This window comes from Streptomyces sp. TLI_171 (genome assembly GCF_003610255.1).
In the GTDB taxonomy this organism is placed as follows: domain Bacteria; phylum Actinomycetota; class Actinomycetes; order Streptomycetales; family Streptomycetaceae; genus Kitasatospora.
In genome coordinates this window covers 2,536,360-2,561,690 of record NZ_RAPS01000001.1, presented here as the reverse complement: position 1 = coordinate 2,561,690, position 25,331 = coordinate 2,536,360, and the positions used below count along the sequence as shown (strand labels likewise).

Here is a 25,331-nt window from a genome sequence, read left to right as displayed (position 1 = left end):
CGCCCGGTACGGCGCGCAGGCTTTTCGGAGTTCTGCGGCCCGTACCGGACAATGGGCTCATGCCCTCCGCACTTCCCGACGGCGAACCCGTGCCGTCCGACGGTTCGCTGCCCGCCCACGCCCTGCCGGGGCGGGGCGAGCGGCGGCCGTTCGGCTTCTACCTGCACGTGCCGTACTGCGCCAGCCGCTGCGGCTACTGCGACTTCAACACGTACACCGCCACCGAGCTGCGCTCCTCCGGGGCGGTCGCCTCGCAGGAGACGTACGCCGACAACGTGATCGCCGAGATCCGGCTGGCCCGCAAGGTGCTCGGTGACGCGGACCTGCCGGTGGAGACGGTGTTCCTCGGCGGCGGCACGCCGACCCTGCTGCCGGCCCGCGACCTGGTGCGGATGCTGGCCGCGCTGCGCGAGGAGTTCGGGCTGGCGCCCGGCGCGGAGGTCACCACCGAGGCCAACCCGGAGTCCGTCGACCCGGCGTACCTGGCGGAGCTGCGCGAGGGCGGCTACAACCGGATCTCGTTCGGCATGCAGAGCGCCCGTCCGCACGTGCTGGCCCTGCTGGACCGCCACCACACCCCGGGCCGTCCGGAGGCGTGCGTCGCCGAGGCCCGCGCGGCCGGTTTCGAGCACGTCAACCTGGACCTGATCTACGGCACCCCGGGCGAGACCGACCAGGACTGGCAGGCCTCGCTCGACGCGGCGATCGGCGCCGGCCCGGACCACGTGTCGGCGTACTCGCTGATCGTCGAGGACGGCACCCGGCTGGCCGCCCGGGTCAAGCGCGGCGAACTGCCGATGATCGACGACGACGTGCACGCCGACCGCTACCTGATGGCCGATCAGGCGCTCGCCGCCGCCGGGTACTCCTGGTACGAGGTGTCCAACTGGGCCACCACGCCGGAGGGCCGCTGCCGCCACAACGAGCTGTACTGGACCGGCGCGGACTGGTGGGGCGCCGGCCCGGGTGCGCACAGCCACGTCGGCGGGGTGCGCTGGTGGAACGCCAAGCACCCGGCCGCGTACGCGCAGGCGCTCGCCGAGGGCCGGACGCCGGCGCTCGGCCGCGAGGTGCTGGCGGGGGAGGACCGTCGGGTGGAGCGGATCCTGCTGGAGCTGCGCCTGGTCGAGGGCTGCCCGCTGGAGCTGCTCACCGACACCGGCCGGAAGGCCGCCGACCGGGCGCTCGCGGACGGCCTGCTGGAGCCCGTACCGTACGCGGCGGGCCGGGCCGCGCTGACCCTGCGCGGGCGGCTGCTGGCGGACGCCGTGGTCCGCGACCTGGTCGACTGACCCGAGGGGGAACCGACGGCGCGCGGTGAAACGCCGCGGGCCGCTGCGGCCAAGTACTCGGTGACGGAACCGGCCAGGGTTCCCCGACCGAGGAGGGACGCATGCGCACCCGTGAGCGCCCGCGCCGCGAAGCGCGCCCCGACGACCGTCCACCGGAACTGACGACTCCGGACGGCTTCGGCGCGTTCTACCACCAGCACGTCAACGCGATACTCGACTTCGTCACCCGCCGGGTCAGCGATCCGCATCTGGCGGCCGACCTCACCGCGGACATCTTCGTCGCCGCGCTGGAGGCCGCCCGCAGCTACCGGCCCGAGCGCGGCCCGGCGATCGGCTGGCTGTACGGCATCGCCCGGTACGTGATCGCCGGGCACCGCCGCGGCGACGACCGCGAACGCCGGGCGATGGGCCGGCTGCAGGGCCGCCGACTGCTCGACGAGGAGGACATCCTCGCCCTGGAGGAGCGGATGGACGCCCAGCGGGCCGTCCGCGCCCTGGCCGACCGGCACGCCGGGCTGAGCGCCCCGCTGCGCGAGGTGCTCGACCTGATCGCCGTGGACGGCCTGAGCCACGCCGAGACCGCCCAGGTGCTGGGCATCTCCCGGGCCACCGTCCGGGTGCGGCTGCACCGCGCCCGACGGCAGCTCGGCGCCGAACGCCTCCCCGCCCGCAAGGACCTGCCGCGACCCGGCCCCGCGCTGCCCAGGCCCGCCCTGCTGATGCCCCATCAGGCCGCTTCCGTCGACCCGCTGTGCGAGGTGACCCCGTGACCCGCGCCGACCGCACCCCGTCCACCGGCAACTTCGAGCGGAAGCTCGGCGAGGAACTGATCGCCATGGCCACCGAACGCGCCGCCAGCACCGCCACCGCCGCCCGCACCGCCGCGACCGCCGCCAGTACCGTTCCCGTCCCGCGCCGGAGCGTGCTGCGCAGCCGCCCGCTGTTCGCGGCCCTCACGGTCGGCACGGCGGCCGTCGCCACCGCGCTGGTGCTGCCCGCAGTGCTGGGCGGCGTGCACGGCGGCAACGCCGCGTACGCCGTCACCCGGGAGGCCGACGGGACCATCGCGCTGGAGCTGCACGACCCGGCGGGCCTGCCGGGGATGGTGGCCACGCTCCAGAAGTACGGGGTGAGGGCGGCGGGCATCGAGGCCGCGCGCACTGAGGGGGAGTGCCCGCTGCCGGACCCGAAGGGCACCACCGCCCGGGCCGACAAGGAGCTGCCCGGCGACAGCCCCACCACGGTGCGGATCGATCCGGCGCTGGTGCCGCCGGGCTCGACGGTGCTGCTGACGTCCTGGTCCACGCCGTCCGGCGGGGCGGCGGCGTTCAGTGCCCTGGTGGTGGACTCCGTGCCGGCCTGCGTGCCGCCGCCGGTGCGCGTCGTCCTGGCGCCCGCCGCGCCGAGCGGCTTCCCTAGCGACCCCCCGAGCATCCCCGCGACGCCGGTCCCGTCCGCGACGCCGGTCCCGTCCGCGACGCCGTCGCCCTGACGGCCTGTCGGGAGAAGGTCAGGAACCGCCCGGCTGGGTGACGAAGTCGATCAACTCTTCGACCCGGCCGAGCAGTTCCGGCTCCAGGTCCTTCCAGCCGTCGACCGAGGCGAGGATCCGCTTCCAGGCGGCGGGGGTGTCCACGGGCCAGCCCAGGCGGCGGCAGACGCCCTCCTTCCACTCCTCGCCGCGCGGCACCGCGGGCCAGGCGGCGATGCCCAGGGCGGCGGGTTTGACGGCCTGCCAGACGTCGACGTACGGGTGGCCGACGACCAGCACGTGGTCGCCGGTCACCCGGGCGGCGATCCGGTGCTCCTTGGTGCCGGGCAGCAGGTGGTCGACCAGGACGCCCAGGCGGCGGCCCGGGCCGGGGGCGAAGTCGGCGACGATCGCGGGCAGGTCGTCCACGCCCTGCAGGTACTCCACCACCACGCCCTCGATCCGCAGGTCGTCGCCCCAGACCCGCTCGACCAGCTCGGCGTCGTGCCGGCCCTCGACGTAGATCCGCGACTCGCGGGCGACCCGGGCGCGCGCCCCGGGCACCGCGACCGAGCCGGACGCGGTCAGGCCGGGGCCGCGCGCGGGGGCCGGTCCGGCGGGGCGGACCAGGGTCACCACCCGTCCCTCCAGCAGGAACCCGCGCGGCACCAGCGGGAACACCCGGTGCTTGCCGAACCGGTCCTCCAGGGTGACGGTGAAGCCCTCGGCGGTCCGCTCGCAGCGCACCACCGCCCCGCAGAAGCCGGTCGCCGCCTCCTCCACCACCAGATCGCGTTCCGCCGCGACCTCGGGGGCGGGCTGCTGCCGCTTCCACGGCGGGGTCAGATCCGGTCCGTACTCCCTGCTCCGCATGGGGGCAGTCTACGAAACCCGCACCGAGCAGGGCCGACGGCCCGTCAGCGCGCCCCGCGGAGACGCCTCCGAGCAGTCACTCAACGGCAGTCCGACGCGCGGTCAGCCGAGGTACCCGCCCGCCATGGACAGCACCTCGACGATCCGCCCGCCGACCGCCGCGCCGTGCGGCAGCGCGCGGACCTCCTCGCCGCCCCGTTCCGGGCGGACGCCGCGCACCGTCAGCAGGTGCACCACCCGCAGCGTGCGCAGGGTGTTGGACACCTCGGCGGGCACCGGCCCGGGCTCGCCGGCGGCGAACACCTCGGCCACCGCGTCCAGCCAGCCGATCGACTGGCGTTCCGTCAGCTCCGGGCGGGTCAGCGTCAGGCCGAGCGCGAAACCGAGCCGGTCGTCCTCCATCGCGTCGAAGACGTGGCCGGTCGGGGCGAGCAGGCGGGCCGCGCCGAGCGCCAGCAACGGTTCCGGGTCGACGGCCGGATGCTGCCCGAACGCGGCCAGCAGGTCGGCGCCGTGCGCGACGGAGTGCAGCCAGCCCAGTTCGGGGTGGTGGCCGCGCAGGTCGGCCTCGGCCGGGTACCAGCGGGCGAACGCGGCCGACCACGCAGGGCGCAGCGCGCCCGACTTCACGACGTGGCCCAGCACCAGCGGGGCGAACGTCCGGGCCTGGATCTCGGGGTCCTCGAAGCGGGCCGCCATCACGTCGCCGAGCGCCAGCCGGCGCTCCTCGGCCAGCCCGGGCACCCAGCCGATCAGTCGGGGGTAGGCGCGCCCGTCGCGCTCCACCGGGTCCGGCGAGCGCAGCGCTTCGCTCACGGCGGCCAGTTCGGCCTCGGACGGGTTCGCGTCGGGAAGGGCGGCCCAGTTGATCACGAAAGCCCACCCTAGGGGCCCGGGCCGTTCGGGGTGTGGGATATTTCCCGGCGATCAGGACTACGCGGGGGTGGGGCAGTGCGCAGATGGTGGCCGGTGGCGGCAGCGGTGGCGGCGGTGCTCGTCGGTGGGGCGGCCTGCACGGCCGCCCCGGAGCCGAAGCAGGACGGTCCGGCGCCGAAGCGGGCCGACTCCGCGCCCGCGAGGCTGCGCGACGGCCTGCTGACGGCCGACCGGCTGCCGCCGGGCTTCACGCTGAACACCTCGGCGACCGAGTCGACCACCACCCGCGCACCGCGCGCCGGCGCCGCCGCTGCCGAGCCGTTGGAGTCGATGTCCTGCTCCGAACTCGGCGTCAGCTCCTTCCTGACCACGCACGCGCCGCCGCTGGAGGACGTCGCGGTGGGCCTGGAGCGCACCCCGGTGGGGGCCGAGGACCTCGGCTGGGGCGGCCAGCAGGCGCTCGACCGCTACCCGGCGGGGCAGGCCGCCGCCGTCCTGGACGCCGTCCGGCTGGCCGCCGGCCGCTGCGCGTCCTTCAGCACCACGCTGATCGACGGCAGCCAGATCCAGGAGTTCGCCACCGCCACCCAGGTCGGCGACAGCCTGCGGCTCCGGGTCACGTCCACGGGCCCGAGCGGCAGCACCGGCGAGTGGGTCGACGAGACCGCCTTCCTCCGGGTGGGCGACGTGATCCTGAGCGTCCAGGAGGTGGTCACCGATCAGCCCGGCACCGAGGTGCAGACCCTGTTCGCGGCCGCCGAGGCGACCTACCGCGAGCGCCTGCACTGACGCCGGGCCGACCCACCGCCTGACGGCCGGTCAGCCGCCCGGGCCGGTCGGTCACCCGGGCCGGTCAGCCGCCCAGGCCCGGCGCACCCCAGACCGGGAACCAGCGGGACAGGTCCGACTCGATCCGCAGGTCGTTGCCGAGCATCGCCCTCACCTGCAGCTCCAGCGGGTTGTCGCGCTTCTCGCCGCCGCCGGGCACCGGCGCGAACGGGTAGAAGGTGCCGCGCTTGTACAGGTACACCAGGCCCAGCGGGCGGCCCCCGGCGTCCCGGAAGCCGACCAGCGAGCAGAGCAGCTGCGGGCCGAAGCCGTTGGCCTCCAGCTCGCTGTTGACCGCGTGCAGGTCGTTCACCAGGTCGGGCAGCTCCTCGGGGGTGTGCCGGGCCAGCAGCCAGGAGTACCCGTACGCGTCCCGGGACGCCTCCACGGGAACGCCGCCGCGCCCGGTGTCCGCGTCCAGCAGCGCTCGCGCCTGCGCCTGCACCTCGGCGAACGCCCCGCCCTCCACCGCGGCGAAGCAGACCGAGCCCAGCCCGGTCGGGGTGAACCCGGTGGCGGCCTGCAGGGTCAGCGCCGCCGACGGGATGCCGAACAGCTGGTCGAGGTCGGGCTTGGCCGTCTTGCTCCGGCCGAACAGCGCGTCCAGGAATCCCACGCGGAACGCTCCTCAGGGGTCGTCGAGGCGTCGAGGTCGTCGAGCAGGGTCAGTGCCCGAGCTGGTCGGAGATCTTCGCCAGCTGCGCCAGCCGCTGCTCCAGCGACGGGTGGGTGGAGAGCAACTGCGAGGCGGTCTCCTTGGCGCTCAGCGCCGGCGCGAAGTAGAAGGCGTTGTACGGCTGGGCCTTGCGCAGGTCCTCGGTCGGGATGGCGCCGATCTGCCCGGTCACCTTGGTGAGGGCGGAGGCCAGCGCGGAGGGCCGGCCGGTGAGCTGGGCGGCGGCCCGGTCGGCGGCCAGCTCGCGGTACCGGGACAGCAGCCTGGTCAGCAGGAAGCTGATCGCGTACACCACCATCGAGGCCAGTGGCACCAGGATCATCGCGATGGCGGCGTTGGAGTCGTTGCTGTTCCGGTTGCCGCCGCCCATCATCCCGCCGTACAGCGCGACCCTGGTCATCGCGCCGGCCAGCACGCCGAGGAACCCGGCGACCGTCATCACCGCCACGTCCCGGTGCGCGACGTGCGACAGCTCGTGCGCGAGGACGCCCTCCAGCTCCTCCGGCGCCAGCCGGCGCAACAGGCCGGTGGTCACGCAGATCACCGCGTTCTGCGGGTTGCGGCCGGTGGCGAAGGCGTTCGGCATGTCGTTGTCGGCGACGGCGACCCGCGGCTTGGGCATGTCGGCGAGCGCGCACAGCCGGTCGACCGCGCCGTGCAGCTCCGGGTACTGCTCGGGGCTGACCTGGTGCGCTCCCATCGCCCGTTCGGTGATCTTGTCGGAGAACCAGAACTGCGCGACGAACAGGCCGCCGGAGATCAGCACGATCAGCGGCCAGGCCCCGCGCAGCAGCACGATCAGCAGGCCGGTGAAGCCCACGTACAGCAGGCCGATCAAGAACATGGTCACGACCATCCGGCCGGTCAGCCCGCGGTCGGGGGCGAACCGGGAGTGCCGCTGTGATGCCGACATCGCTGCATCCTCCTCTGCCTCGCCTTCGATGCTGCCACCGGGCGGGGCCGCGGGCACCATCCGAAACGGTGGGAATTCGGTGGGAATGCGACACGCCCCGGCCGCGCGGGCCTTTTCGGTCGAGGATCACGCGGGAGGACCGTTCCTGCCGTCAGGCCCGGGCCGTACACTGGCAAGTACGGTTCTGGCACTCTGCCCAGTTGAGTGCCAGAGTCGGTCCAGACACCGGCTCAACGGACGACGACGGAGGTGTGTGCCCGTGCCCGACGACGGCAAGCCCGACGGCCGCCAGATCGACACGCGCCCGTCCGTGCGCCCGCTGGACGAGCGGCGGTTGGCGGTGCTCCGCGCGATCGTGCAGGACTACGTGGGCACCGAGGAGCCGGTCGGCTCCAAGGCGCTGGTGGAGCGCCACAACCTGGGCGTCTCCCCGGCCACCGTCCGCAACGACATGTCCGCGCTGGAGGAGGAGGGGTACATCCACCAGCCGCACACCAGTGCGGGCCGGATCCCCACCGACAAGGGCTACCGGCTGTTCGTCGACCGCCTCGCCGAGGTCAAGCCGATGACCGCTCCGGAGCGCCGGGCGATCCGGCACTTCCTGGAGGGCGCGGTCGACCTGGACGACGTGGTGGCCCGCACGGTGCGGCTGCTCGCGCAGCTGACCCGGCAGGTCGCGGTGGTCCAGTACCCGTCGCTGACCCGCTCCACCGTGCGGCACATCGAGCTGGTGTCGCTCACCCCGACCAAGCTGATGCTGGTGCTGATCACCAACACCGGCCGGGTCGAACAGCGCATGGTCGACTGCCCGGGCCCGGTCGGCGAGGCCCTGCTGGGAGACCTGCGGGCCAAGCTCAACGGCATGGCGGGCGGCTGCCGGCTGCCCGAGGTGCCGACCGTGCTGGAGGACCTGCCGGCCGGTTTCGACCCGGCCGAACGGTCCACCGTCAGCACCGTCCTGAGCGTGCTGTTCGAGGCGCTGGCCGAACAGAACGAGGAGCGGATCATGCTGGCGGGCACCGCCAACCTGACCCGCTTCGGCCACGACTTCCCGCTGACCATCCAGCCGGTGCTGGAGGCGCTGGAGGAGCAGGTGGTGCTGCTGCGCCTGCTGGGCGAGACGGCGGACTCGGCGATGACCGTCCGGATCGGCCACGAGATCGCCTACGAGGGCCTGAATTCCACGTCGGTGGTCTCGGTCGGTTACGGTTCGGGCGACCAGAGCGTGGCAAAACTGGGTGTGATCGGTCCGACCCGGATGGATTACCCGGGCACAATGGGGGCGGTGCGAGCGGTGGCACGGTACGTCGGCCAGATCCTGGCCGAGTCATAGCAGCGCCTGTGTGACACACTCACGCAGCCATCGCAGAGCACTTCTAGAGGCGGAACAAACCGGAGCATTTGGTGGCCACGGACTACTACGCGGTACTCGGCGTCCGACGCGACGCGGGGCAGGACGAGATCAAGAAGGCGTTCCGACGCCTTGCGCGTGAACTGCACCCGGACGTCAACCCGGACCCGAAGACGCAGGAGCGGTTCAAGGAGATCAACGCCGCCTACGAGGTGCTCTCCGATCCGCAGAAGCGTCAGGTCTACGACCTCGGCGGCGACCCGCTGTCGCCGAACGGCGGCGGCGCGGGCGGATTCGGCGCGGGCGCGGCCGGGTTCGGCTTCTCCGACATCATGGACGCCTTCTTCGGCGCCGCGACCGGCCAGCGCGGCCCGCGTTCGCGCACCCGCCGCGGCCAGGACGCCATGATCCGGCTGGAGATCACCCTGGAGGAGGCCGCCTTCGGCACCACCAAGGAACTCCAGGTCGACACCGCCGTCACCTGCACCACCTGCAACGGCGAGGGCGCGGCCCCCGGGACCTCCGCCCAGACCTGCGACATGTGCCGCGGCAAGGGCGAGGTCTCCCAGGTCACCCGGTCCTTCCTGGGCCAGGTCATGACCTCCCGCCCCTGCCCGCAGTGCCAGGGCTTCGGCACCGTCGTCCCGACCCCGTGCCCCGAGTGCGCCGGCGACGGCCGGGTCCGCGCCCGCCGCACCCTGACGGTCAAGATCCCGGCCGGTGTCGACAACGGCACCCGGATCCAGCTGGCCGGCGAGGGCGAGGTCGGCCCCGGCGGCGGCCCCGCCGGCGACCTGTACGTGGAGATCGCCGAGACCGCGCACCAGGTCTTCCAGCGGCGCGGCGACGACCTGCACTGCACGGTCACCATCCCGATGACCGCCGCTGCGCTCGGCACCCAGGTGCCGCTGCAGACCCTGGACGGCCTGGAGGAGGTCGACATCCGGCCCGGCACCCAGTCCGGCCAGTCGATCCCGCTGCACGGCCGCGGCATCACCCACCTGCGGGGCGGCGGCCGGGGCGACCTGATAGTGCACGTCGAGGTGCAGACGCCCACCAAGCTCGACCCGGAGCAGGAGGACCTGCTGCGGCGGCTCTCCGTGCTGCGCGGCGAGGAGCGTCCGTCCGGCCAGTTCGCGCCCGGGCAGCAGGGCCTGTTCTCCCGGCTGAAGGACGCCTTCAACGGTCGGTGAGCCGGTCTTCCGGGCCGGGGGCGGGGTTCCTCTCCGCCTCCGGCCCGCGTCCTTTACCGTTCCGCCTCCGTTCCGCGCGCTGAGAGGGTTCCTGTTCCGATGACCGCACCGGTGTTCGTCGTCGACGACCTGACGGGAGTCGCCCCCGGCGCGACCCTCCGCCTGGACGGCCCCGAGGGCCGGCACGCCGTCGCCGTCAAACGCCTGGAAACCGGCGAGGCCGTGACCCTCGCCGACGGGCGCGGGCGCGGTGCGGACGGCACCGTCGCCGCCGTGCACGGCAAGGACGCGCTGGACGTGCTGGTCGCGACCGTCCGGGAGGAGCCCGACCCCGCCCCGCGGATCACCGTCGTCCAGGCCCTGCCCAAGGGCGACCGCGGCGAACTCGCCGTCGAGACCATGACCGAGGCCGGCATCGACGCGATCGTCCCGTGGGCGGCGTCCCGCTGCATCACCCAGTGGAAGGGCGAGCGCGGCGCCAAGGCGCTCGCCAAGTGGCGGGCCACCGCGAAGGAAGCCGGCAAGCAGTCCCGACGGCTGCGCTTCCCCGAGGTCCACGACCCGGTGACGACCCGTCAGCTGCTCCCGCTGCTCGCCGCCGCCTCCTTCGCCGCCGTCCTCCACGAGGACGGCTCGCTGCCGCTCGCCACCGCGCAGCTGCCCGCCGCCGGTGAGATCGTCCTGATCGTCGGGCCCGAGGGCGGCGTCTCCCCGGACGAGATCGCCGCCTTCGCCGAAGCCGGCGCCCACCCCTACCGCCTCGGCCCGTCCGTCCTGCGCACCTCCACCGCGGGCGTCGCCGCGGGCGCGCTGCTGCTCGGCCGCACCGGCCGCTGGAGCTGATGTCGCGCCACCGGTCGGGCGGTTCTCCGCGCCGTCGGTCGCTCCGCCGCGTTTCGTGCTCCGCGGCCGGGGTCCCCGCCTAGGGTGGCAGGATGACGGAATCGACGCGCGGCTACCTGCGCCACCCCCACCTGCATGGCGACCTCGTGGCCTTCGTCGCTGAGGACGACGTCTGGCTGGCGCCCGTGGCGGGTGGGCGGGCGTGGCGGGTGACGGCGGATCAGGTGCCGGTGGGCGCGGTGCGGTTCTCGCCGGACGGGCGGCTGCTGGCGTGGACGTCGACCCGGGACGGCGCGCCGGAGGTGCACGTGGTGCCGACCGAGGGCGGGCAGGCCCGCCGGCTGACGTACTGGGGGAGCCCGTTCACCGCGGTGGTGGGCTGGAGCGCGGACGGGTCGCCGGTCGCGGTGACCACCGCCGGGCAGGAGACGATGCGGCGGACGTGGGCGTTCGCGGTGCCGCTGGACGGCGGGGAGCCGACCCGGTTGCCCTACGGCCCGGTCGGGTCGCTGGCGTTCGAGCCGGTGCCGGACGGGGCGACGGGCGGGCGGGTGGTGCTGGGGACGGCGAACCGGGAGGCCGCGCACTGGAAGCGCTACCGGGGCGGCCGGGCCGGGAAGCTGTGGATCGGCGGGGCGGAGTTCGAGCGCCTGCACGCCGAGCTGGACGGGCAGCTGGAGAGCCCGATGTGGGTGGGGGACCGGGTGGCGTTCCTGTCCGACCACGAGGGGGTGGGGCGGCTGTACTCCAGCCTCCCGGACGGCGCCGACCTGCGGGCGCACGGGCCGGCGGGGGCGGAGTTCTACGCCCGGCAGGCGTCCACCGACGGCACCCGGGTGATCTGGCAGAGCGCCGGCGACCTGTGGCTGCTGGAGGACCTGGAGGGTGCGGAGCCGCGCCGCCTGGAGATCCGGTCGGCCGGCCCGCGGACCAGGCGCCGGCCGCACCCGACGGCCGCCGCCGGGCAGCTGGAGACGGCCGTCGCCGACCGGACCGGGCGGGCGGCCGCCGTGGTGGTCCGCGGCACCGTGCACTGGCTGACCCACCGCGACGGCCCGGCCCGGGTGCTGGACGAGACGCCGGGGGTGCGCAGCCGCCTGGTGCGGGTGGTGCCGGGCGAGGACGGCGCGCAGGGCGCGGTGTGGGTGAGCGATGCGGAGGGCGACGACGCGATCGAGTACGCCCCGGCGGTGCTCGGCGCGGAGCGGCGCCGGCTGGCGTCCGGCCGGTTGGGCCGGGTGCGGGGGCTGGCGGTGTCGCCGGACGGCCGGCAGCTGGCGGTGGCCTCGCACGACGGCCGGGTGCTGCTGGTGGCGCTCAGCGACGGCGCGGTGAACGAGCTGGCGCGCAGTGGCGACGGCGAGGTCAGCGGGCTGGTGTTCAGCCCCGATTCGGCGTGGCTGGCTTGGTCGCAGCCGGTGTTCGGCCCGTGGTCGCTGCGCCAGATCATGCTGGCCGACCTGACCTCACGGACCGTCAGCGAGGCCACTCCGCAGCGGTTCCACGACTATTCGCCGGCGTTCACCGCGGACGGCCGGCACCTGGCATTCCTGTCGGTGCGCACCTTCGACCCGGTGTACGACCAGCACGCCTTCGACCTGTCGTTCCCGGGGGCGACCCGCCCGTACCTGGTGACGCTGGCGGCCGACACCCCGTCCCCGTTCGGGCCGCAGCGGGCGGGCCGGCCGGTCGGCGGGGAGGACGAGGAGTCCGGGGACGGCCGGGACGCCGAGAAGCGCGAGGCGGCGCCGACCACCCGGGTCGACCTGGAGGGCCTGGCGGACCGGATCGTGCCGTTCCCGGTGGAGGCGGGCCGGTTCGGGGCGCTGCGCGCGGCGAAGGACGGCGTGCTGTGGACCAGGCTCCCGTTCAGCGGTGAACTCGGCGACACGGCGGCCTCGTTGGACGACGAGCCGGACCGGACCTCGCTGGAGCGGTACGACCTGAAGAAGCGCCGGGTCGAGGAACTGCTCACCGGCGTCGACGCGTTCGGGGTGTCCGGCGACGGCGCCCGGCTGACGGTGCTGGACGCCGGCAGCCTGCGGATCGTCCCCGCCGACCAGCGGGCCGGGGACGAGGAGGTCACCGACGTCGACCTGGACCGGATCCGGGTGACGGTCGACCCGGCCGCCGAGTGGCGGCAGATGTTCGACGAGAACGGCCGGCTGATGCGCGACAACTTCTGGCGCGCGGACCTCGGCGGCGTCGACTGGGCGGGCGTCCTGGCGCGCTACCGGCCGCTGGTGGACCGGGCCGGCTGCCACTCCGACCTGGTCGACCTGCTGTGGGAGACGGTCGGCGAGCTCGGCACCTCGCACGCGTACGTGATCCCGCCCGGCCGGGGCACCGAGTCGGCCCGGCGGCAGGGCCTGCTCGGCGCCGACCTGGTGCGGGACGGCGAGGTGTGGCGGGTGGCGCGGGTGCTGCCCGGCGAGTCCTCCGACCCGCGGGCCCGCTCGCCGCTGGCCGCGCCGGGCGTGGCGATCCGGCCCGGGGACGCGATCCTGGCCGTCAACGGCCGCCCGGTGGACCGGGTCACCGGCCCGGCCCCGCTGCTGGCGGGCACCGCGGACCAGCCGGTGGAGCTGACCGTCGGCGGCAAGGACGGCGGCGAGCGCCACCCCGTGGTGGTGCCGCTGGACGACGAGGAGGCGCTGCGCTACCACGACTGGGTGGCCGGGCGGCGGGCCGCCGTCCGCGAGCTGTCCGGCGGGCGGCTCGGCTACCTGCACGTCCCCGACATGCAGAGCGCCGGCTGGGCCCAGCTGCACCGCGACCTGCGGGTCGAGATGGCCCGCGAGGGCGTGGTCGTCGACCTGCGGGAGAACCGCGGCGGCCACACCTCGCAGCTGATCGTCGAGAAGCTGGCCCGCCGGATCGTCGGCTGGGACCGCGGCCGCGACCTCGACCGCGCCGAGCCGTACCCCGCCGACGCGCCGCGCGGCCCGGTGGTCGCGCTGGCCAACGAGGCGTCGGGCTCCGACGGCGACATCGTCAACGCCGCGATCCAGGCCCTCGGCATCGGCCCCGTGGTCGGCACCCGCACCTGGGGCGGCGTGATCGGCATCGACAGCAAGTACGCGCTGGTCGACGGCACCGCCGTCACCCAGCCCAAGTACGCCTTCTGGCTGGAGGGTTACGGCTGGAACGTGGAGAACCACGGCGTCACCCCCGACGTCGAGGTGCCGATCGCCCCGCACGACTGGGCGGCCGGCCGCGACCCCCAGCTGGAGACCGCCGTCCGGCTCGCCCTGGAGTCACTGGAGCGCACCCCGGCCAGGACCCCGCCGACCCTCGGGTGAGGCGAGGCCCCTGTAAGGTCGTTGCACCAGTGACGGGTGTTCAGAAGGAGTGCGGGAGATGGCCGGCGAGCCGCAGGCGGACTGTGTGTTCTGCAAGATCGTGGCGGGGGAGATCCCGGCGACGGTGGTGCGCAGGAGCGAGCGGACGCTGACCTTCCGGGACATCAACCCGCAGGCGCCCACCCACCTGCTGGTGATCCCGCACGTGCACCACGCGAACGCGGCGGAGCTGGCCGCGGCGGAGCCGGGCATCGCGGCCGAGCTGCTCGTCGAGGCGGGCGAGGCGGCGCGCGGCGAGGGGCTGGAGTCGTACCGGCTGATCTTCAACACGGGTGCGGAGGCCGGGCAGACCGTCTTCCACGCGCACGTGCACCTGCTGGGCGGGCGGAAGCTGACCGAGGGGCTGGTCTGAGCGTTGTCGCAGCGTGAACTCGTCGTCCTCGGCACGGCCAGCCAGGTGCCGACCCGGCACCGGAACCACAACGGGTACCTGTTGCGCTGGGACGGCGAGGGGCTGCTGTTCGACCCGGGGGAGGGCACCCAGCGGCAGATGCTGCACGCCGGGGTGAGCGCCACCGGGATCACCAGGATCGCGGTCTCGCACTTCCACGGGGACCACTGCCTGGGCCTGCCGGGCGTGGTGCAGCGGATCAACCTGGACCGGGTGCCGCACCCGGTGGACGCGTACTACCCGGCGTCGGGGAAGGAGTTCTTCGACCGGTTGCGGTACGCCAGCGCGTACCAGGGCGGCGCCGAGATCAGGGAGCGCCCGGTCGCCGGGTCCGGGCCGCTGGCGGCGCCGGGCGCCCCGTTCGAGCTGGCCGCGGTGCGGCTCTCGCACCCGGTGGAGTCGTTCGGCTACCGGCTGACCGAGCCGGACGGCTTCCGGCTGCGGCCCGAGCGGCTGCGCGAGCTGGGGGTGAGCGGCCCGGCGGTGGGGCAGCTGCAGCGGGACGGCCGGATCGAGGTGGACGGGCGGACGGTGACGCTGGCGGAGGTCGGCGAGCGCCGCCCGGGCCAGCGGTTCGCGTTCGTGATGGACACCCGGCTGTGCGACGGGGTGGCCGAACTCGCCGAGGGCGCCGACCTGCTGGTGATCGAGGCGACCTTCCTGGAGGCGGACGGGCAGCTCGCCGAGGAGCACGGCCACCTGACGGCCGGGCAGGCCGCCCGGGTGGCCGCCGAGGCGGGGGTGCGGCGCCTGGTGCTGACGCACTTCTCGCAGCGCTACCCGGAGCTGTCCGGTCACCGTGCGGAGGCGGAGAAGTACTTCGACGGCGAGATCGTGGTCGCCGAGGACCTGGCCAGGGTCCCCGTCCCGCCGCGCCGTTGAGCACAGGGCCCGCCGCGCCGCCGGCCGCGGAACCCGTGGGGGCGGCCGGAAAACCGTTCGCGCATCCGGGCGGGAGCCCCCACCATCGAAGCCGCCGCGCCGCTCCGGCGAACACCTGCGCGGCGTACCCTGGTGACCCGGAGAGCCCGAGCCACCCGACACGACGGATTGGGATGAGAGAGGCCGCAGCGCCGACCCATGACTGACACACCGCAGACCCGCACCGACGGACAGCGGCGCCCCGACGCGGCGCCCGCCAGCACCCGGATCGTCATTCCGGAGAAGCACCCGATGGTCACCCTGCTGGGTGCGGCCGACTCGCTCCTGCGAGTGATCGAGGACGGCTTCCCGGACGCCGACATCCACGTCCGCGGAAACGAGGTGACGGCCACCGGCTCCCCGGCCGACGTCGCGCTCGTCAAGCAGCTCTTCACCGAGATGATGCTGGTGCTGCGCACCGGCCAACCCCTGACGGAGGACGCCGTGGAGCGCTCCATCACCATGCTCAGGAGCGCCGCCGAGGACCCGGCCCACCCGGCCCCGTCCGAGGTGTTCACGGCGAACATCCTGTCCAACCGGGGCCGCACCATCCGCCCCAAGACGCTGAACCAGCAGCGGTACGTCGACGCGATCGACAAGCACACCATCGTCTTCGGCCTGGGCCCGGCCGGCACCGGCAAGACCTACCTGGCGATGGCCAAGGCCGTGCAGGCGCTGCAGGCCAAGGAGGTCAACCGGATCATCCTGACCCGGCCGGCCGTCGAGGCGGGGGAGCGGCTGGGCTTCCTGCCCGGCACCCTGTACGAGAAGATCGACCCGTACCTGCGCCCGCTGTACGACGCGCTGCACGACATGATGGACCCGGACTCGATCCCGCGGCTGATGGCGGCGGGCACCATCGAGGTCGCTCCGCTGGCGTACATGCGCGGCCGTACCCTGAACGACGCCTTCATCATCCTGGACGAGGCGCAGAACACCTCGCCCGAGCAGATGAAGATGTTCCTGACCCGCCTCGGTTTCAACTCCCGGGTGGTGGTCACCGGTGACACCAGCCAGATCGACCTGCCGAACGGCACCCGGTCCGGTCTGAAGGTGGTCCAGGAGATCCTGGCCGACGTGCCCGACATCCACTTCTCGGTGCTGACCAGCACCGACGTGGTGCGGCACAAGCTGGTCGGCCGCATCGTTGATGCGTACGAACGCTGGGACGCCCGGCAGGAGGCCGAGGAGTCCGGCGACCGCAAACCCGTCCAACGGCGGGGCGCCCGGGCGCCCCGGCAGTCCCATCGCACCGAAAGCTGAGTACTGAGCCCTCCATGTCGATCGACATCGCCAACGAGTCCGGGTGGGACGTCGACGAGGAGTCCATCCTCGACGTCGCCCGCTACGCCCTCGACAAGATGCGGATTCACCCGCAGTCCGAGCTCTCCGTGATCCTCTACGACAGCGAGTCGATGGCGGAGCTGCACGTCCAGTGGATGGACCTGCCCGGTCCGACCGACGTGATGTCCTTCCCGATGGACGAGCTGCGCCCCGGCAAGGAGGGCGAGGACCTGCCGGAGGGCCTGCTCGGCGACATCGTGCTCTGCCCCGAGGTGGCGAAGCAGCAGGGCCTGGCCGCCCCGACCGGGCACTCGATGGACGAGGAGCTGCAGCTGCTCACCGTCCACGGGGTGCTGCACGTGCTCGGCTACGACCACGAGGAGCCCGACGAGGAGCGCGAGATGTTCGCGCTGCAGAAGCGGATCCTGGACGACTGGCGGGCGGGCCGCGGCCTGACCGGCCTGTCGCCCGCGCCGACCGTCCACTGAGGGCCGGCCGTCTGTGAGTGGTGAGAGTACGAGCTTCCTGATCGGTGCTCTGCTGCTGGTGGTGCTCGGCTGGCTGGCCGCGTGCGCCGAGGCGGGGATCTCCCGGATCTCCCGGTTCCGCGCCGAGGAGGCGGTCCGTTCGGGTCGGCGCGGCTCCGACCGGCTGCTGACCCTGGCCTCGGACAGCATCCGCTACCTGAACCTGGCGACGCTGATCCGGGTGGCCAGCGAGATGGCGGCCGCGGTGCTGGTCACCGTGGTGTGCGTGCGCAGCTTCCAGCAGACCTGGCAGGCCGTGCTGGTGGCGTTCGGCGTGATGGTGCTGGTGTCCTTCGTGGCGGTGGGGGTCTCGCCGCGCACGATCGGCCGCCAGCACCCGCTGAGCACCGTCACCGCGGCGTCCTACGTGCTGCTGCCGCTGGCCCGGATCCTCGGGCCGATCCCGAAGCTGCTGATCCTGCTGGGCAACGCGCTGACGCCCGGCAAGGGCTACAAGGAGGGGCCGTTCGCCTCCGAGGCCGAGCTGCGCGCGCTGGTGGACCTGGCGGAGAAGGACGACCTGATCGAGGACGAGGAGCGCCGGATGGTGCACTCGGTCTTCGAGCTGGGCGACACCATCGTGCGCGAGGTGATGGTGCCGCGCACCGACCTGGTGATGATCGAGCGGCACAAGACGGTCCGTCAGACCCTGACCCTGGCGCTGCGGTCCGGGTTCTCGCGGATCCCAGTGGTCGGCGACAACGAGGACGACGTGGTCGGCATCGTCTACCTGAAGGACCTGGTGCGCCGCACCCACATCAACCGGGACTCGGAGTCCGAGCAGGTGGACTCGGTGATGCGCCCGGCGGTGTTCGTGCCGGACTCCAAGCCGGCCGCGGACCTGCTGCGCGAGATGCAGCAGATGCGCTCGCACGTGGCGATCGTGATCGACGAGTACGGCGGGACCGCCGGACTGGTCACCATCGAGGACATCCTGGAGGAGATCGTCGGCGAGATCACCGACGAGTACGACCGGGAGATCGCCCCGGTCGAGGACCTCGGGGACGGCAGCTACCGGATCACCGCGCGGCTGACCGTGGAGGACCTCGGCGAGCTGTTCGGGATCGAGCTGGACGACGAGGACGTGGAGACCGTCGGCGGGCTGCTGGCCAAGTGCCTCGGCCGGGTGCCGATCCCCGGCTCCTCGTGCGAGGTGCCGGTGCCGGAGGGCAGCGGGCTGGCCGCGATCAGCCTGACCGCGGAGAGCTCGGCGGGCCGCCGCAACCGGATCGGCACCGTGGTGGCCGCCCCGGTGCGGGTCGAGCGGGACGCCGAGGATCCGGTGGACGAGCCCGCGCCGTAGGCAGCACCCCTCGACGGGCCCCTGGACGGGCCGTCCCAATCGGCCGCGCCGGTTGGGACGGTTCGGCCCGGGGCCCGTTTGCCTTGCCGCCCGGGGGGCGCGCACCGTGGAAGACATGGCACATCTACTGCGCGCGGAATACGGCCCGACCGGGCCGGCCGGCGGGGTGGCCAGGTGGCACGTGGTCCGTGGCACCGACCCTTCGCACGGCATGTGCGGCGCCGAGATCGTCTCGGACGCCGAGAGCAGGCCGGAGGAGGCCTGGGGCACGGGGCTGCGCTGCTGCCAGCAGTGCGGGTCGCTGTACCTCCACGAGGCGCCGTTCCTCCGCGACGAACACGCGGGGAGGACCTGATGAGACTGCAGGACGAACTCCCGGTCGACCACCGGCTGGGCATGGTGTACCGCTTCGGCGCGGGCCTGGGCGGCGTGTTCCTGGTGGTGTTCGGCATCCTCGGGCTGACCGGCGCCAGCCCCGGGTTCCTGGACACCTCGGGCAAGGAGGTCATCGGCCTGTCCAGCAACGGCGCGCTGAGCGTGCTGTCCCTGGTGGCCGGCGGGATCCTGATCCTGGGCGCCGTGATCGGCGGCAACCTCGCCTCCAACGTCAACATGGTGATGGGCGTGCTGTTCGTGCTGGCCGGCTTCGTCGGCCTGATGGTGCTGGACTCCAGCGCCAACCGGCTCGCCTTCCAGATCTCCAACGTGATCTTCAGCTTCGTGTTCGGCTTCGTGATCCTGACCTTCGGCATGTACGGCCGGGTCAGCAGCCACCTGCCGCAGGACAACCCGTACTGGAAGCAGCGGCACCAGCACGACGCCGAGCTGCCGGACGGCCCGCCGGCGCTGGTGAAGGTGCTCCGCCCCGGTCCGCCGAATCCCACCGGGCACTGATCATCCCGGCGTAGAGTGGGTACGACCAAGGCCCGACGGATCGTCAGATCCGTTGGGCCGTCCGCTGCTTGAAGGGGGAGAGACGATGACCGAGCGCACACTCGGCGCGCTGGCCAGCTCGCCGATCGGGTTCGGGGCGATGGTGCTGTCGCCGGGCATGTACGGCGAGATCGACGAGCAGCGCGGGCAGGACGCGCTGCGGGCCGCGATCGACGCCGGGGCCCGCCTGATCGACACCGCGGACGGCTACGGCGCCGACGGCCACAACGAACAGCTGGTCGGCCGGGCCGTGCACGGGCGCCGCGACGAGGTGGTGCTGGCCACCAAGTTCGGCTTCCGGATCCCGGAGGGCGCCGAGGCGCACCGCTTCCCGGTGCACTTCGCGTTCGGCGAGCTGGCGGTGAACTGCGAGCCCAAGTACGTGCGCGGCTACGCCGAGCAGTCGCTGCGCAACCTCGGCGCCGAGGTGATCGACCTGTACTACCCGCACTTCCCGGATCCGCAGGTGCCGTTCGAGGAGACCGTCGGCGCGGTCGCCGAGCTGATCTCGGACGGGCTGGTGCGGCACCTGGGCGTGTCCAACGTGACGGCCGCGCAGCTGCGCGCCGCGCACGCCGTGCACCCGGTGGCCGCGGTGCAGACCCAGTGGTCGATGTGGCAGCCGATCGACCCGGAGCTGCTGGCCGCCGCCCGCGAGCTGGGCATCGGGGTGGTGGCCTGGAGCCCGCTCGGCGGCGGTTTCCTGACCGGCACCGTGCAGCAGGTCGGCGACGGCGACTTCCGCCAGCACCACTCCCGGTTCTCCGCCGAGAACCTGGCCGCGAACAACGACCGGTACGCCCCGGTGCGCGCGATCGCCGGCGAACTGGGCATCACCCCGGGCCAGTTGGCGCTGGCCTGGCTGCTGCGCCAGGACGACCACGTGGTGCCGATCCCGGGCAGCCGGACGCCGGGGCACATCGCGGAGAACCTGGCCGCCGCCGAGGTGGTGCTGGACGCCGACGTGCTGGCCCGGATCGACGCGGCGCTGGCGGCGTTCGAGCCGGCCGGCGAGGGCGCGCTGCTCAAGGGCTGAGCGCGGGCGACCGGGCGGTGAAAACTATGCTCGGGGCCATGACCGAGATTTCCGAGCTGGACCCCGAGGACAAGAAGATCATCACGCTGGCCCGCTCGGCCCGCGCCCGCAACGGCGTGGCCGAGGGGGCGGCGGTCCGTGACGAGACCGGCCGCACCTACGTGGCCGGGACGGTGGCGCTGGAGTCGCTGCGGCTGAGCGCGCTGCAGACGGCGGTGGCGATGGCGGTGGCCAGCGGCGCGAAGAGCCTGGAGGCGGCTGCGGTGGTCTCCGCGGCGGACCGGCCCGCGGCGGCCGACCTGGCCGCGGTGCGGGACCTCGGCGGGGCCGGAACGCCGGTGCTGCTGGCCGGTCCTGACGGTGCGTTGAAGCTGAGCGTCGAGGCCCGTTGACCTCGCCGCGACACCCCCGCAGGGTGCGATAATCGCATCGGTCGGGGGTGTCGCCCCGGCGGGGGAGGGGACATGGGGATCGCGGCGTTCTTCTGCGGGCTGCTGCTCAGCGTGATGGGCTTCGGCCGCTGGCACGAGACTGGCTCCCCGTGGTGGCTGGCCGGCACCCTGACCCTGCTGGCGCTGGTCCTGGTCGGCGGGATCATGGGCGGCGGCAGGAAGAAGGCCGGCTGAAACACCCCGGGGGAGGCCGGCTGAACACCCGATGACCGGGTCGGCCCCGCCGATCGGCGACAATGGGTGGCATGAATGCCCCTTCCTCCCCGTACCGCTCCGGGTTCGCGTGTTTCGTCGGCCGTCCCAACGCGGGCAAGTCGACCCTGACCAACGCCCTGGTCGGGACGAAGGTCGCGATCACCTCCGACCGTCCGCAGACCACCCGGCACACCGTGCGTGGCATCGTGCACCGCCCCGACGCCCAGCTCGTGCTGGTGGACACCCCCGGGCTGCACAAGCCCCGCACCCTGCTCGGCGAGCGCCTGAACGACCTGGTGCGCTCCACCTGGGCCGAGGTCGACGTGATCGGCTTCTGCCTGCCCGCCGACCAGAAGCTCGGCCCCGGCGACAAGTTCATCGCCAAGGAGCTCGCCGAGATCAAGAAGTCCACCCCCAAGGTGGCGTTGGTCACCAAGACCGACCTGGTGGACTCCAAGCGGCTCGCCGAGCAGCTGATCGCCGTCCACCAGCTGGGCGAGGAGCTCGGCATCGAGTGGGCCGAGATCATCCCGGTGTCGGCCGTCGGCGACAGCCAGGTGACGCTGGTCGCGGACCTGCTGACCAAGCTGCTGCCCGAGGGCATGCCGCTGTACCCGGACGGCGACCTCACCGACGAGCCCGAGCAGATCATGGTCGCCGAGCTGATCCGGGAGGCCGCGCTGGAGGGCGTGCGCGACGAACTGCCGCACTCGCTGGCCGTGGTGGTCGAGGAGATGATCCCGCGCGAGGGCCGGCCCGCCGACCGCCCGCTGCTGGACATCCACGCCAACGTGTACATCGAGCGGCAGAGCCAGAAGGCCATCGTGATCGGCGCCAAGGGGGCCCGGCTCAAGCACGTCGGCACCACCGCCCGCAAGCACATCGAGGCGCTGCTCGGCACCCCGGTCTACCTGGACCTTCACGTCAAGGTGGCCAAGGACTGGCAGCGCGACCCGAAGCAGCTGCGTAAGCTCGGCTTCTGACGGAGCGTCGAGCGCGGGGAGGGCCGGTCGGTGCGACTGCACACCCACGAGTGGGGCGGGGGCGATCGGACCGCCCTGCTGGTCCACGGCATCCAGGCCGACCACCGCACCTGGCGGGTGATCGGCCCCGCGCTCGCCGGGCGCGGCTACCGGGTGATCGCCGTGGACCTGCGGGGCCACGGCGCCTCCCCGCGGGGCGAGGGCGCCACCGCCGCCGAGCGGTACGGGCCCGAGCAGTTCGCCGCGGACCTCGCCGACACCCTGCCCGCCGGGGCGGACCTGGCGATCGGCCACTCGATGGGCGCGCTCGCGCTGTGGCGGGCCGTCGAATGGCTGAAACCCGTCCGCGCGGTCTACAGCGACCCGGCCTTCGTGTACGACCGCCCGGGCGTCGGGCCGGAGCCGTTCGTGTCCTTCAAACGGCTGGGCACCAGGCAGTTCATCACCACCATGCACCCCGACTGGCCCGCCGCGGACGTGGACGCCGAGCTGGCCGCGCTCGCCGCCTGGGACAGCGACACCGCGGTCGGGCTGTGGGCGCACCCCGAGCTGTCCGTGCTGCCGGGAGCCCCGGCGGTTCCCTCGCTGGTCCAACTGGCCGACCCGAGCCTGCTGGTGACGCCCGCGGAGGCGGCCGAGCTGGGCCGCCGGGGCTTCGAGGTGCGCACCGTGCGGGGCGCCGGGCACTGCCTCCACCGCGATGATCCGGCGGGTTTCCTGGCCGCGCTGGACGGGTGGATCTGAGCGGTCGGCGGAAGGTTCCCGGGCCCGGGTAAAGCCTTCCGCATGAACCCGGGCCGGCCCACGTCGCCCGCGGAACACCCGGCGGGCCGAGGTTGTTCGTCAACGATGCTCTGCTGAAGGGTAGTTGAGAACCTTCGGAAGCGCATGACGGGTGCACGACTTGTGGAGGTCGGGCGCACCCCTCGTTCACTCCGCCCGTGTCCGGCGTTCATGCCTCGGAATCGCCTCGTCCCCCCGGAGCCGAGACGGTCTCTTCCGGCCAACAACGCTCCGGAAGGCGAAGACCGGGATGGGACAGCCGAGATTCCTCATCGTCAGTAGACCGCCGCAGCCAGACCTGGCCGCCGGCGGCATCGTCTGGCGGCTCCTCGGAGCGAACAACCGTCACCTCGGGCAGAGCGAGCGGCGGTTCGCCGAACTCACCGACTGCCTCGCCGCGATCGGCCGCCTGCAGCTCGGCCTCGACCGGGCCCGCCCGGCGGTGGCCGGGGTGGAGCACGGCCAACTGTGGCGCTGGCGGCTGGAGATCGACGGAGAGCCGGTGGCGAGTTCCACGCGCGCCTACCGGCGGCAGCGCGAGTGCCAGTACAGCCTCGGCCTGTTCCTGGCCGGCGCCCGCTCCGCCGAACCCGCGCCCCGCCCGCCGGTCGCCCTGCCCCGGCAGGCCGGCGGCCCGGTCCGGACGCCGGCCCGCCCGGCCCTGCGCGGGAGCGGCGCATGAGCGACCTGCTGGAGAAGCCGGCCGTCGAGGAGCGCCGGATCCGCACCTCCGCCCGGCCCGACCTCGCCGACCTGGTCTTCCTGGGCTGGGCCCGGATCAGCGGTGCGTTCGTCCTGGTGGTGATGCTCGGGGTCGGCGGCTACCTGGCGCTCCGGGCGACCCGGGCGCTGCGCACCGCCGGCTGGTCCTTCCTGACCGTGGAGAACTGGAACCCGGACGGCGGGCACGGCCAGTTCGGCATCGCCGCGGTGCTGATCGGCACCGTGCTGATCGGCGGCGTCGCGGTCAGCCTGGCACTGCCGCTGGCCCTCGGCAGCGCGCTGTACATCAGCGAGTACGCGCCGCGGAAGCTCAAGCGCACCCTGGTCGGCCTGGTCGACCTGATGGCCGCGGTGCCCAGCGTGGTCTACGGCGTGTGGGGCTTCGTGCTGCTGCAGTACAAGATGACCGGCATCGCCCGCTGGCTGGCCAGCTCAGACGTGGCCTGCGCCGCCGCCTGGGCCGGCCCCGGCCACGGCGAGCGCACCGTGCTGCTCGACGCCCGTGACGGCGAGGAGCAGCGGGTCACCGAACTGCTCTGGACCGAGGCGCTCCGGCTCGCCCGGGACGGCATGACCGCCGAGGAGCTCGCCGAGGAGCTGGCCGGCGTCCGCGAGGTGAAGCTCGACCCGCGGTCGGTGCCGTACGAACTCGGCGAGGCCGCGGGCGACCTGCTGCTCGGCGGCCGCTACCAGCAGCCCGACGAGCGCCTCGCCGCACTCGCCGCCGTCACCCCCGGGCAGGCCCGGGACGCCTTCTCCGCCGCCCTGGCCACCGCCCTGCTGGTCACCCCCTGCGGAGGCGGGCACAACCTGGGCACCGCGGACGGCCGCCCGCTGCCGCGGTTCCACTGCACCGGCGACCGGGCCCCCGCCGACGGCCGGGTGTTCCGGCCCTCGCTGGCCGCCCGGCTGCTCTCCGGCGAGGCCCGCCGCGCCCGGCTCACCGCCACCGACCGCGGCCTGTGGGCCACCGGCCCCGGCGGCACGACCCACCACATCCCGTTCGAGGAGGTGGTCGCCGTCGAGATGCACGGCCCCGGCCGGTTGGTCTACGGCCGCTCCACCTGCTTCATCCCGGTGATGTCCGAGCTGTACAGGGAGATCGGCGCCGCCGTCCGGCTGATCGACTCCGCCGTCCCCGAGCGCCTGCGTTACACCTCCTCCGGCTTCCGCACCGTCGACGCCTGACCCGGCGCCGGCACCCCCTCCCCAGAACGGCCACCACCGTGTTGCAGACCTACGCCGCCCTCACCCCCGCCCCCGCCGACGCGGTGCTCGCCGCCGTCGGGGCGGGCAGGCTCGGCGGCTACCTGTACCGGGGCGACACCGGCAGCTCGCTGCTGTTCGACCCGCCCAAGCCGCGCTTCGGCCGGATCTCGGCCGGCCGCCGGCGCAACGCCCCCTGGGACCTGGCGGTCGACGCCAAGACCCCGGTCTGGCTGCTGGAGGAGCACGAGGGCGGCCTGTGCGTCACGGCGATCCGCCCGGACGGCAACTTCGACCAGATCGGCTGGGCCGCCGACTGGACGCCGCCCGCGGACCCGGCCGAGGCCGCCGAGCACCGGGCCGGCTGGGACGCGTACTGCACGAAGATCGCCGGGAAGATGCAGCTCGGCGAGCCGACCGCGCTCGCCGCGAGCCGCAACGACCCGCGGCCGGACGGCACCCGGCCGAGCACCAAGTCGCTGATGCGGCGGCTGTGCGCGCTGGTCGGCGCGCCGGACGCGGTGGTCGGGCAGTCCCTGTTCACCCACGCCGGGCCGCGCGGCAACGACTTCGTCCGGTGCGACGCGCGCGGCCGCTGACCCACGCGTCGACGCCCGCCACCGCACGCGGGGTGGCGGCGTCAGGCGCCTTCGCGGAGCACCAGGCTGACCAGTTCGCGCTGCGAGTCGGTGAGCTTCGGGTCGGCGCAGTGCACGGTGCGGCCGTCCACGGTGATCTCGTAGTGGAAGCCGTCCGGCACCCCGTACGCGGGCGCACGGAGCCCGCCGGCCATCGCCTCCCGGGCCAGGGCGTGCACGTGCGGGGCGTCCGGGCGCTCCGCGGTGTCCATCTCGGCATAACGGAGCAGGCCGGCGAACCCGCCGGTGCGGGTGACCTGGATGCGCATGGTTGTCAG

The 25,331-nt window shown here is 73.8% G+C and carries 28 protein-coding genes; 23 read left to right on the top strand and 5 right to left on the bottom strand.

The features are described from left to right. Positions 1-59: 59 nt before the first annotated feature. The 3 genes from hemW to BX266_RS11625 all read left to right on the top strand — a co-directional run bounded on the left by hemW (position 60) and on the right by BX266_RS11625 (position 2,784). Positions 60-1,292: a radical SAM family heme chaperone HemW gene (gene hemW / locus BX266_RS11635; protein WP_099899121.1), complete on the top strand. Its 1,233-nt coding sequence runs from the start codon at positions 60-62 to the stop codon at positions 1,290-1,292. Positions 1,293-1,393: 101 nt separating this feature from the next. Then, on the top strand, positions 1,394-2,062 hold the full coding sequence (locus tag BX266_RS11630; protein ID WP_099899119.1) for an RNA polymerase sigma factor: 669 nt from the start codon (positions 1,394-1,396) through the stop codon (positions 2,060-2,062). Further along, positions 2,059-2,784, top strand: a complete 726-nt coding sequence (locus tag BX266_RS11625) for a hypothetical protein (RefSeq protein WP_099899117.1) — start codon at positions 2,059-2,061, stop codon at positions 2,782-2,784. The genes BX266_RS11630 and BX266_RS11625 overlap by 4 nt, the downstream gene beginning before the upstream one ends. A gap of 18 nt (positions 2,785-2,802) precedes the next feature. Here the strand turns inward: BX266_RS11625 and BX266_RS11620 are convergent, their stop codons facing one another. Beyond that, positions 2,803-3,636: a DUF3097 domain-containing protein gene (locus BX266_RS11620; protein ID WP_099899115.1), complete on the bottom strand. Its 834-nt coding sequence runs from the start codon at positions 3,634-3,636 to the stop codon at positions 2,803-2,805. Between the two features lie 102 nt (positions 3,637-3,738). Continuing rightward, the gene (locus BX266_RS11615) at positions 3,739-4,509 is read right to left on the bottom strand and encodes a DUF2785 domain-containing protein (protein WP_099899113.1); all 771 of its coding nucleotides are present in this window, start codon (positions 4,507-4,509) and stop codon (positions 3,739-3,741) included. 96 nt (positions 4,510-4,605) lie between these two features. On the opposite strand from BX266_RS11615, the gene BX266_RS11610 reads away from it, so the two are divergent. Next, positions 4,606-5,301: a hypothetical protein gene (locus BX266_RS11610; protein ID WP_143686910.1), complete on the top strand. Its 696-nt coding sequence runs from the start codon at positions 4,606-4,608 to the stop codon at positions 5,299-5,301. Positions 5,302-5,365: 64 nt separating this feature from the next. Here the strand turns inward: BX266_RS11610 and BX266_RS11605 are convergent, their stop codons facing one another. Then, positions 5,366-5,956 carry a PspA-associated protein PspAB gene (locus BX266_RS11605; protein ID WP_099899109.1) on the bottom strand — a complete coding sequence of 197 codons (591 nt, stop codon included), beginning with the start codon at positions 5,954-5,956 and terminating at the stop codon, positions 5,366-5,368. 49 nt (positions 5,957-6,005) lie between these two features. Further along, positions 6,006-6,929 carry a zinc metalloprotease HtpX gene (gene htpX / locus BX266_RS11600; protein ID WP_099899107.1) on the bottom strand — a complete coding sequence of 308 codons (924 nt, stop codon included), beginning with the start codon at positions 6,927-6,929 and terminating at the stop codon, positions 6,006-6,008. 319 nt (positions 6,930-7,248) lie between these two features. Between htpX and hrcA the strand changes: the two genes are divergently transcribed. The 19 genes from hrcA to BX266_RS11510 all read left to right on the top strand — a co-directional run bounded on the left by hrcA (position 7,249) and on the right by BX266_RS11510 (position 25,014). After that, positions 7,249-8,262 (top strand): heat-inducible transcriptional repressor HrcA, encoded by a 1,014-nt coding sequence (hrcA, locus tag BX266_RS11595; RefSeq protein WP_099907710.1) that lies wholly within the window; start codon positions 7,249-7,251, stop codon positions 8,260-8,262. A gap of 71 nt (positions 8,263-8,333) precedes the next feature. Further along, entirely contained in the window at positions 8,334-9,473 is a 1,140-nt protein-coding gene (gene dnaJ, locus BX266_RS11590) for a molecular chaperone DnaJ (RefSeq protein WP_099899105.1), read from the top strand. A gap of 99 nt (positions 9,474-9,572) precedes the next feature. Next, on the top strand, positions 9,573-10,316 hold the full coding sequence (locus tag BX266_RS11585; RefSeq protein WP_099899103.1) for a 16S rRNA (uracil(1498)-N(3))-methyltransferase: 744 nt from the start codon (positions 9,573-9,575) through the stop codon (positions 10,314-10,316). A gap of 92 nt (positions 10,317-10,408) precedes the next feature. Then, the gene (locus BX266_RS11580) at positions 10,409-13,618 is read left to right on the top strand and encodes a S41 family peptidase (protein WP_099899101.1); all 3,210 of its coding nucleotides are present in this window, start codon (positions 10,409-10,411) and stop codon (positions 13,616-13,618) included. Positions 13,619-13,676: 58 nt separating this feature from the next. Next, entirely contained in the window at positions 13,677-14,030 is a 354-nt protein-coding gene (locus tag BX266_RS11575; RefSeq protein WP_099899099.1) for a histidine triad nucleotide-binding protein, read from the top strand. Between the two features lie 3 nt (positions 14,031-14,033). Further along, on the top strand, positions 14,034-14,951 hold the full coding sequence (locus BX266_RS11570; protein WP_099899097.1) for a ribonuclease Z: 918 nt from the start codon (positions 14,034-14,036) through the stop codon (positions 14,949-14,951). Positions 14,952-15,149: 198 nt separating this feature from the next. Next, positions 15,150-16,253 (top strand): PhoH family protein, encoded by a 1,104-nt coding sequence (locus tag BX266_RS11565; protein WP_099899095.1) that lies wholly within the window; start codon positions 15,150-15,152, stop codon positions 16,251-16,253. A 14-nt stretch (positions 16,254-16,267) separates the two neighbouring features. After that, positions 16,268-16,762 carry an rRNA maturation RNase YbeY gene (gene ybeY, locus BX266_RS11560; protein WP_099899093.1) on the top strand — a complete coding sequence of 165 codons (495 nt, stop codon included), beginning with the start codon at positions 16,268-16,270 and terminating at the stop codon, positions 16,760-16,762. 13 nt (positions 16,763-16,775) lie between these two features. Then, positions 16,776-18,104, top strand: a complete 1,329-nt coding sequence (locus tag BX266_RS11555; RefSeq protein ID WP_180290460.1) for a hemolysin family protein — start codon at positions 16,776-16,778, stop codon at positions 18,102-18,104. Between the two features lie 115 nt (positions 18,105-18,219). Next, the gene (locus BX266_RS11550) at positions 18,220-18,459 is read left to right on the top strand and encodes a hypothetical protein (protein WP_099899091.1); all 240 of its coding nucleotides are present in this window, start codon (positions 18,220-18,222) and stop codon (positions 18,457-18,459) included. Beyond that, a complete protein-coding gene (locus BX266_RS11545; RefSeq protein WP_099899089.1) occupies positions 18,459-18,998 on the top strand; it encodes a DUF4383 domain-containing protein in 540 nt (179 codons plus the stop codon). Before BX266_RS11550 ends, BX266_RS11545 begins: the two co-directional genes overlap by 1 nt. 85 nt (positions 18,999-19,083) lie before the next feature. Beyond that, complete coding sequence (locus BX266_RS11540; RefSeq protein ID WP_099899087.1) at positions 19,084-20,073, top strand: aldo/keto reductase; 990 nt, start codon at positions 19,084-19,086, stop codon at positions 20,071-20,073. A 38-nt stretch (positions 20,074-20,111) separates the two neighbouring features. Beyond that, on the top strand, positions 20,112-20,465 hold the full coding sequence (locus tag BX266_RS11535; RefSeq protein ID WP_099907707.1) for a cytidine deaminase: 354 nt from the start codon (positions 20,112-20,114) through the stop codon (positions 20,463-20,465). Between the two features lie 72 nt (positions 20,466-20,537). Beyond that, positions 20,538-20,699, top strand: coding sequence for a hypothetical protein (locus tag BX266_RS38525; protein ID WP_180290459.1), 162 nt, complete (start codon positions 20,538-20,540; stop codon positions 20,697-20,699). A 71-nt stretch (positions 20,700-20,770) separates the two neighbouring features. Further along, on the top strand, positions 20,771-21,703 hold the full coding sequence (gene era / locus BX266_RS11530) for a GTPase Era (RefSeq protein ID WP_099899085.1): 933 nt from the start codon (positions 20,771-20,773) through the stop codon (positions 21,701-21,703). 30 nt (positions 21,704-21,733) lie between these two features. Continuing rightward, positions 21,734-22,447 (top strand): alpha/beta fold hydrolase, encoded by a 714-nt coding sequence (locus BX266_RS11525; RefSeq protein ID WP_099899083.1) that lies wholly within the window; start codon positions 21,734-21,736, stop codon positions 22,445-22,447. 289 nt (positions 22,448-22,736) lie between these two features. Next, entirely contained in the window at positions 22,737-23,168 is a 432-nt protein-coding gene (locus tag BX266_RS11520) for a DUF1508 domain-containing protein (protein WP_099899081.1), read from the top strand. Further along, entirely contained in the window at positions 23,165-24,397 is a 1,233-nt protein-coding gene (locus BX266_RS11515) for a hypothetical protein (RefSeq protein WP_099899079.1), read from the top strand. Before BX266_RS11520 ends, BX266_RS11515 begins: the two co-directional genes overlap by 4 nt. A 38-nt stretch (positions 24,398-24,435) precedes the next feature. Further along, positions 24,436-25,014, top strand: coding sequence for a hypothetical protein (locus BX266_RS11510; protein ID WP_099899077.1), 579 nt, complete (start codon positions 24,436-24,438; stop codon positions 25,012-25,014). A gap of 41 nt (positions 25,015-25,055) precedes the next feature. Here BX266_RS11510 and BX266_RS11505 read toward each other — a convergent pair whose 3' ends face one another. Further along, entirely contained in the window at positions 25,056-25,322 is a 267-nt protein-coding gene (locus tag BX266_RS11505) for a protealysin inhibitor emfourin (protein WP_099899075.1), read from the bottom strand. Positions 25,323-25,331: the final 9 nt, after the last annotated feature.

Bases quoted from the DNA above. Each gene is read 5' to 3' on its own strand.
- BX266_RS11575 (WP_099899099.1), top strand. From the start codon at position 13,677: ATGGCCGGCGAGCCGCAGGCGGACTGTGTGTTCTGCAAGATCGTGGCG.
- BX266_RS11630 (WP_099899119.1), top strand. From the start codon at position 1,394: ATGCGCACCCGTGAGCGCCCGCGCCGCGAAGCGCGCCCCGACGACCGT.
- htpX (WP_099899107.1), bottom strand. From the start codon at position 6,929: ATGTCGGCATCACAGCGGCACTCCCGGTTCGCCCCCGACCGCGGGCTG.
- BX266_RS38525 (WP_180290459.1), top strand. From the start codon at position 20,538: ATGGGGATCGCGGCGTTCTTCTGCGGGCTGCTGCTCAGCGTGATGGGC.
- BX266_RS11505 (WP_099899075.1), bottom strand. From the start codon at position 25,322: ATGCGCATCCAGGTCACCCGCACCGGCGGGTTCGCCGGCCTGCTCCGT.
- BX266_RS11520 (WP_099899081.1), top strand. From the start codon at position 22,737: ATGGGACAGCCGAGATTCCTCATCGTCAGTAGACCGCCGCAGCCAGAC.
- BX266_RS11565 (WP_099899095.1), top strand. From the start codon at position 15,150: ATGACTGACACACCGCAGACCCGCACCGACGGACAGCGGCGCCCCGAC.
- BX266_RS11545 (WP_099899089.1), top strand. From the start codon at position 18,459: ATGAGACTGCAGGACGAACTCCCGGTCGACCACCGGCTGGGCATGGTG.
- BX266_RS11515 (WP_099899079.1), top strand. From the start codon at position 23,165: ATGAGCGACCTGCTGGAGAAGCCGGCCGTCGAGGAGCGCCGGATCCGC.
- BX266_RS11580 (WP_099899101.1), top strand. From the start codon at position 10,409: ATGACGGAATCGACGCGCGGCTACCTGCGCCACCCCCACCTGCATGGC.
- era (WP_099899085.1), top strand. From the start codon at position 20,771: ATGAATGCCCCTTCCTCCCCGTACCGCTCCGGGTTCGCGTGTTTCGTC.
- hemW (WP_099899121.1), top strand. From the start codon at position 60: ATGCCCTCCGCACTTCCCGACGGCGAACCCGTGCCGTCCGACGGTTCG.
- BX266_RS11585 (WP_099899103.1), top strand. From the start codon at position 9,573: ATGACCGCACCGGTGTTCGTCGTCGACGACCTGACGGGAGTCGCCCCC.
- BX266_RS11620 (WP_099899115.1), bottom strand. From the start codon at position 3,636: ATGCGGAGCAGGGAGTACGGACCGGATCTGACCCCGCCGTGGAAGCGG.
- BX266_RS11535 (WP_099907707.1), top strand. From the start codon at position 20,112: ATGACCGAGATTTCCGAGCTGGACCCCGAGGACAAGAAGATCATCACG.
- BX266_RS11540 (WP_099899087.1), top strand. From the start codon at position 19,084: ATGACCGAGCGCACACTCGGCGCGCTGGCCAGCTCGCCGATCGGGTTC.
- BX266_RS11550 (WP_099899091.1), top strand. From the start codon at position 18,220: ATGGCACATCTACTGCGCGCGGAATACGGCCCGACCGGGCCGGCCGGC.
- ybeY (WP_099899093.1), top strand. From the start codon at position 16,268: ATGTCGATCGACATCGCCAACGAGTCCGGGTGGGACGTCGACGAGGAG.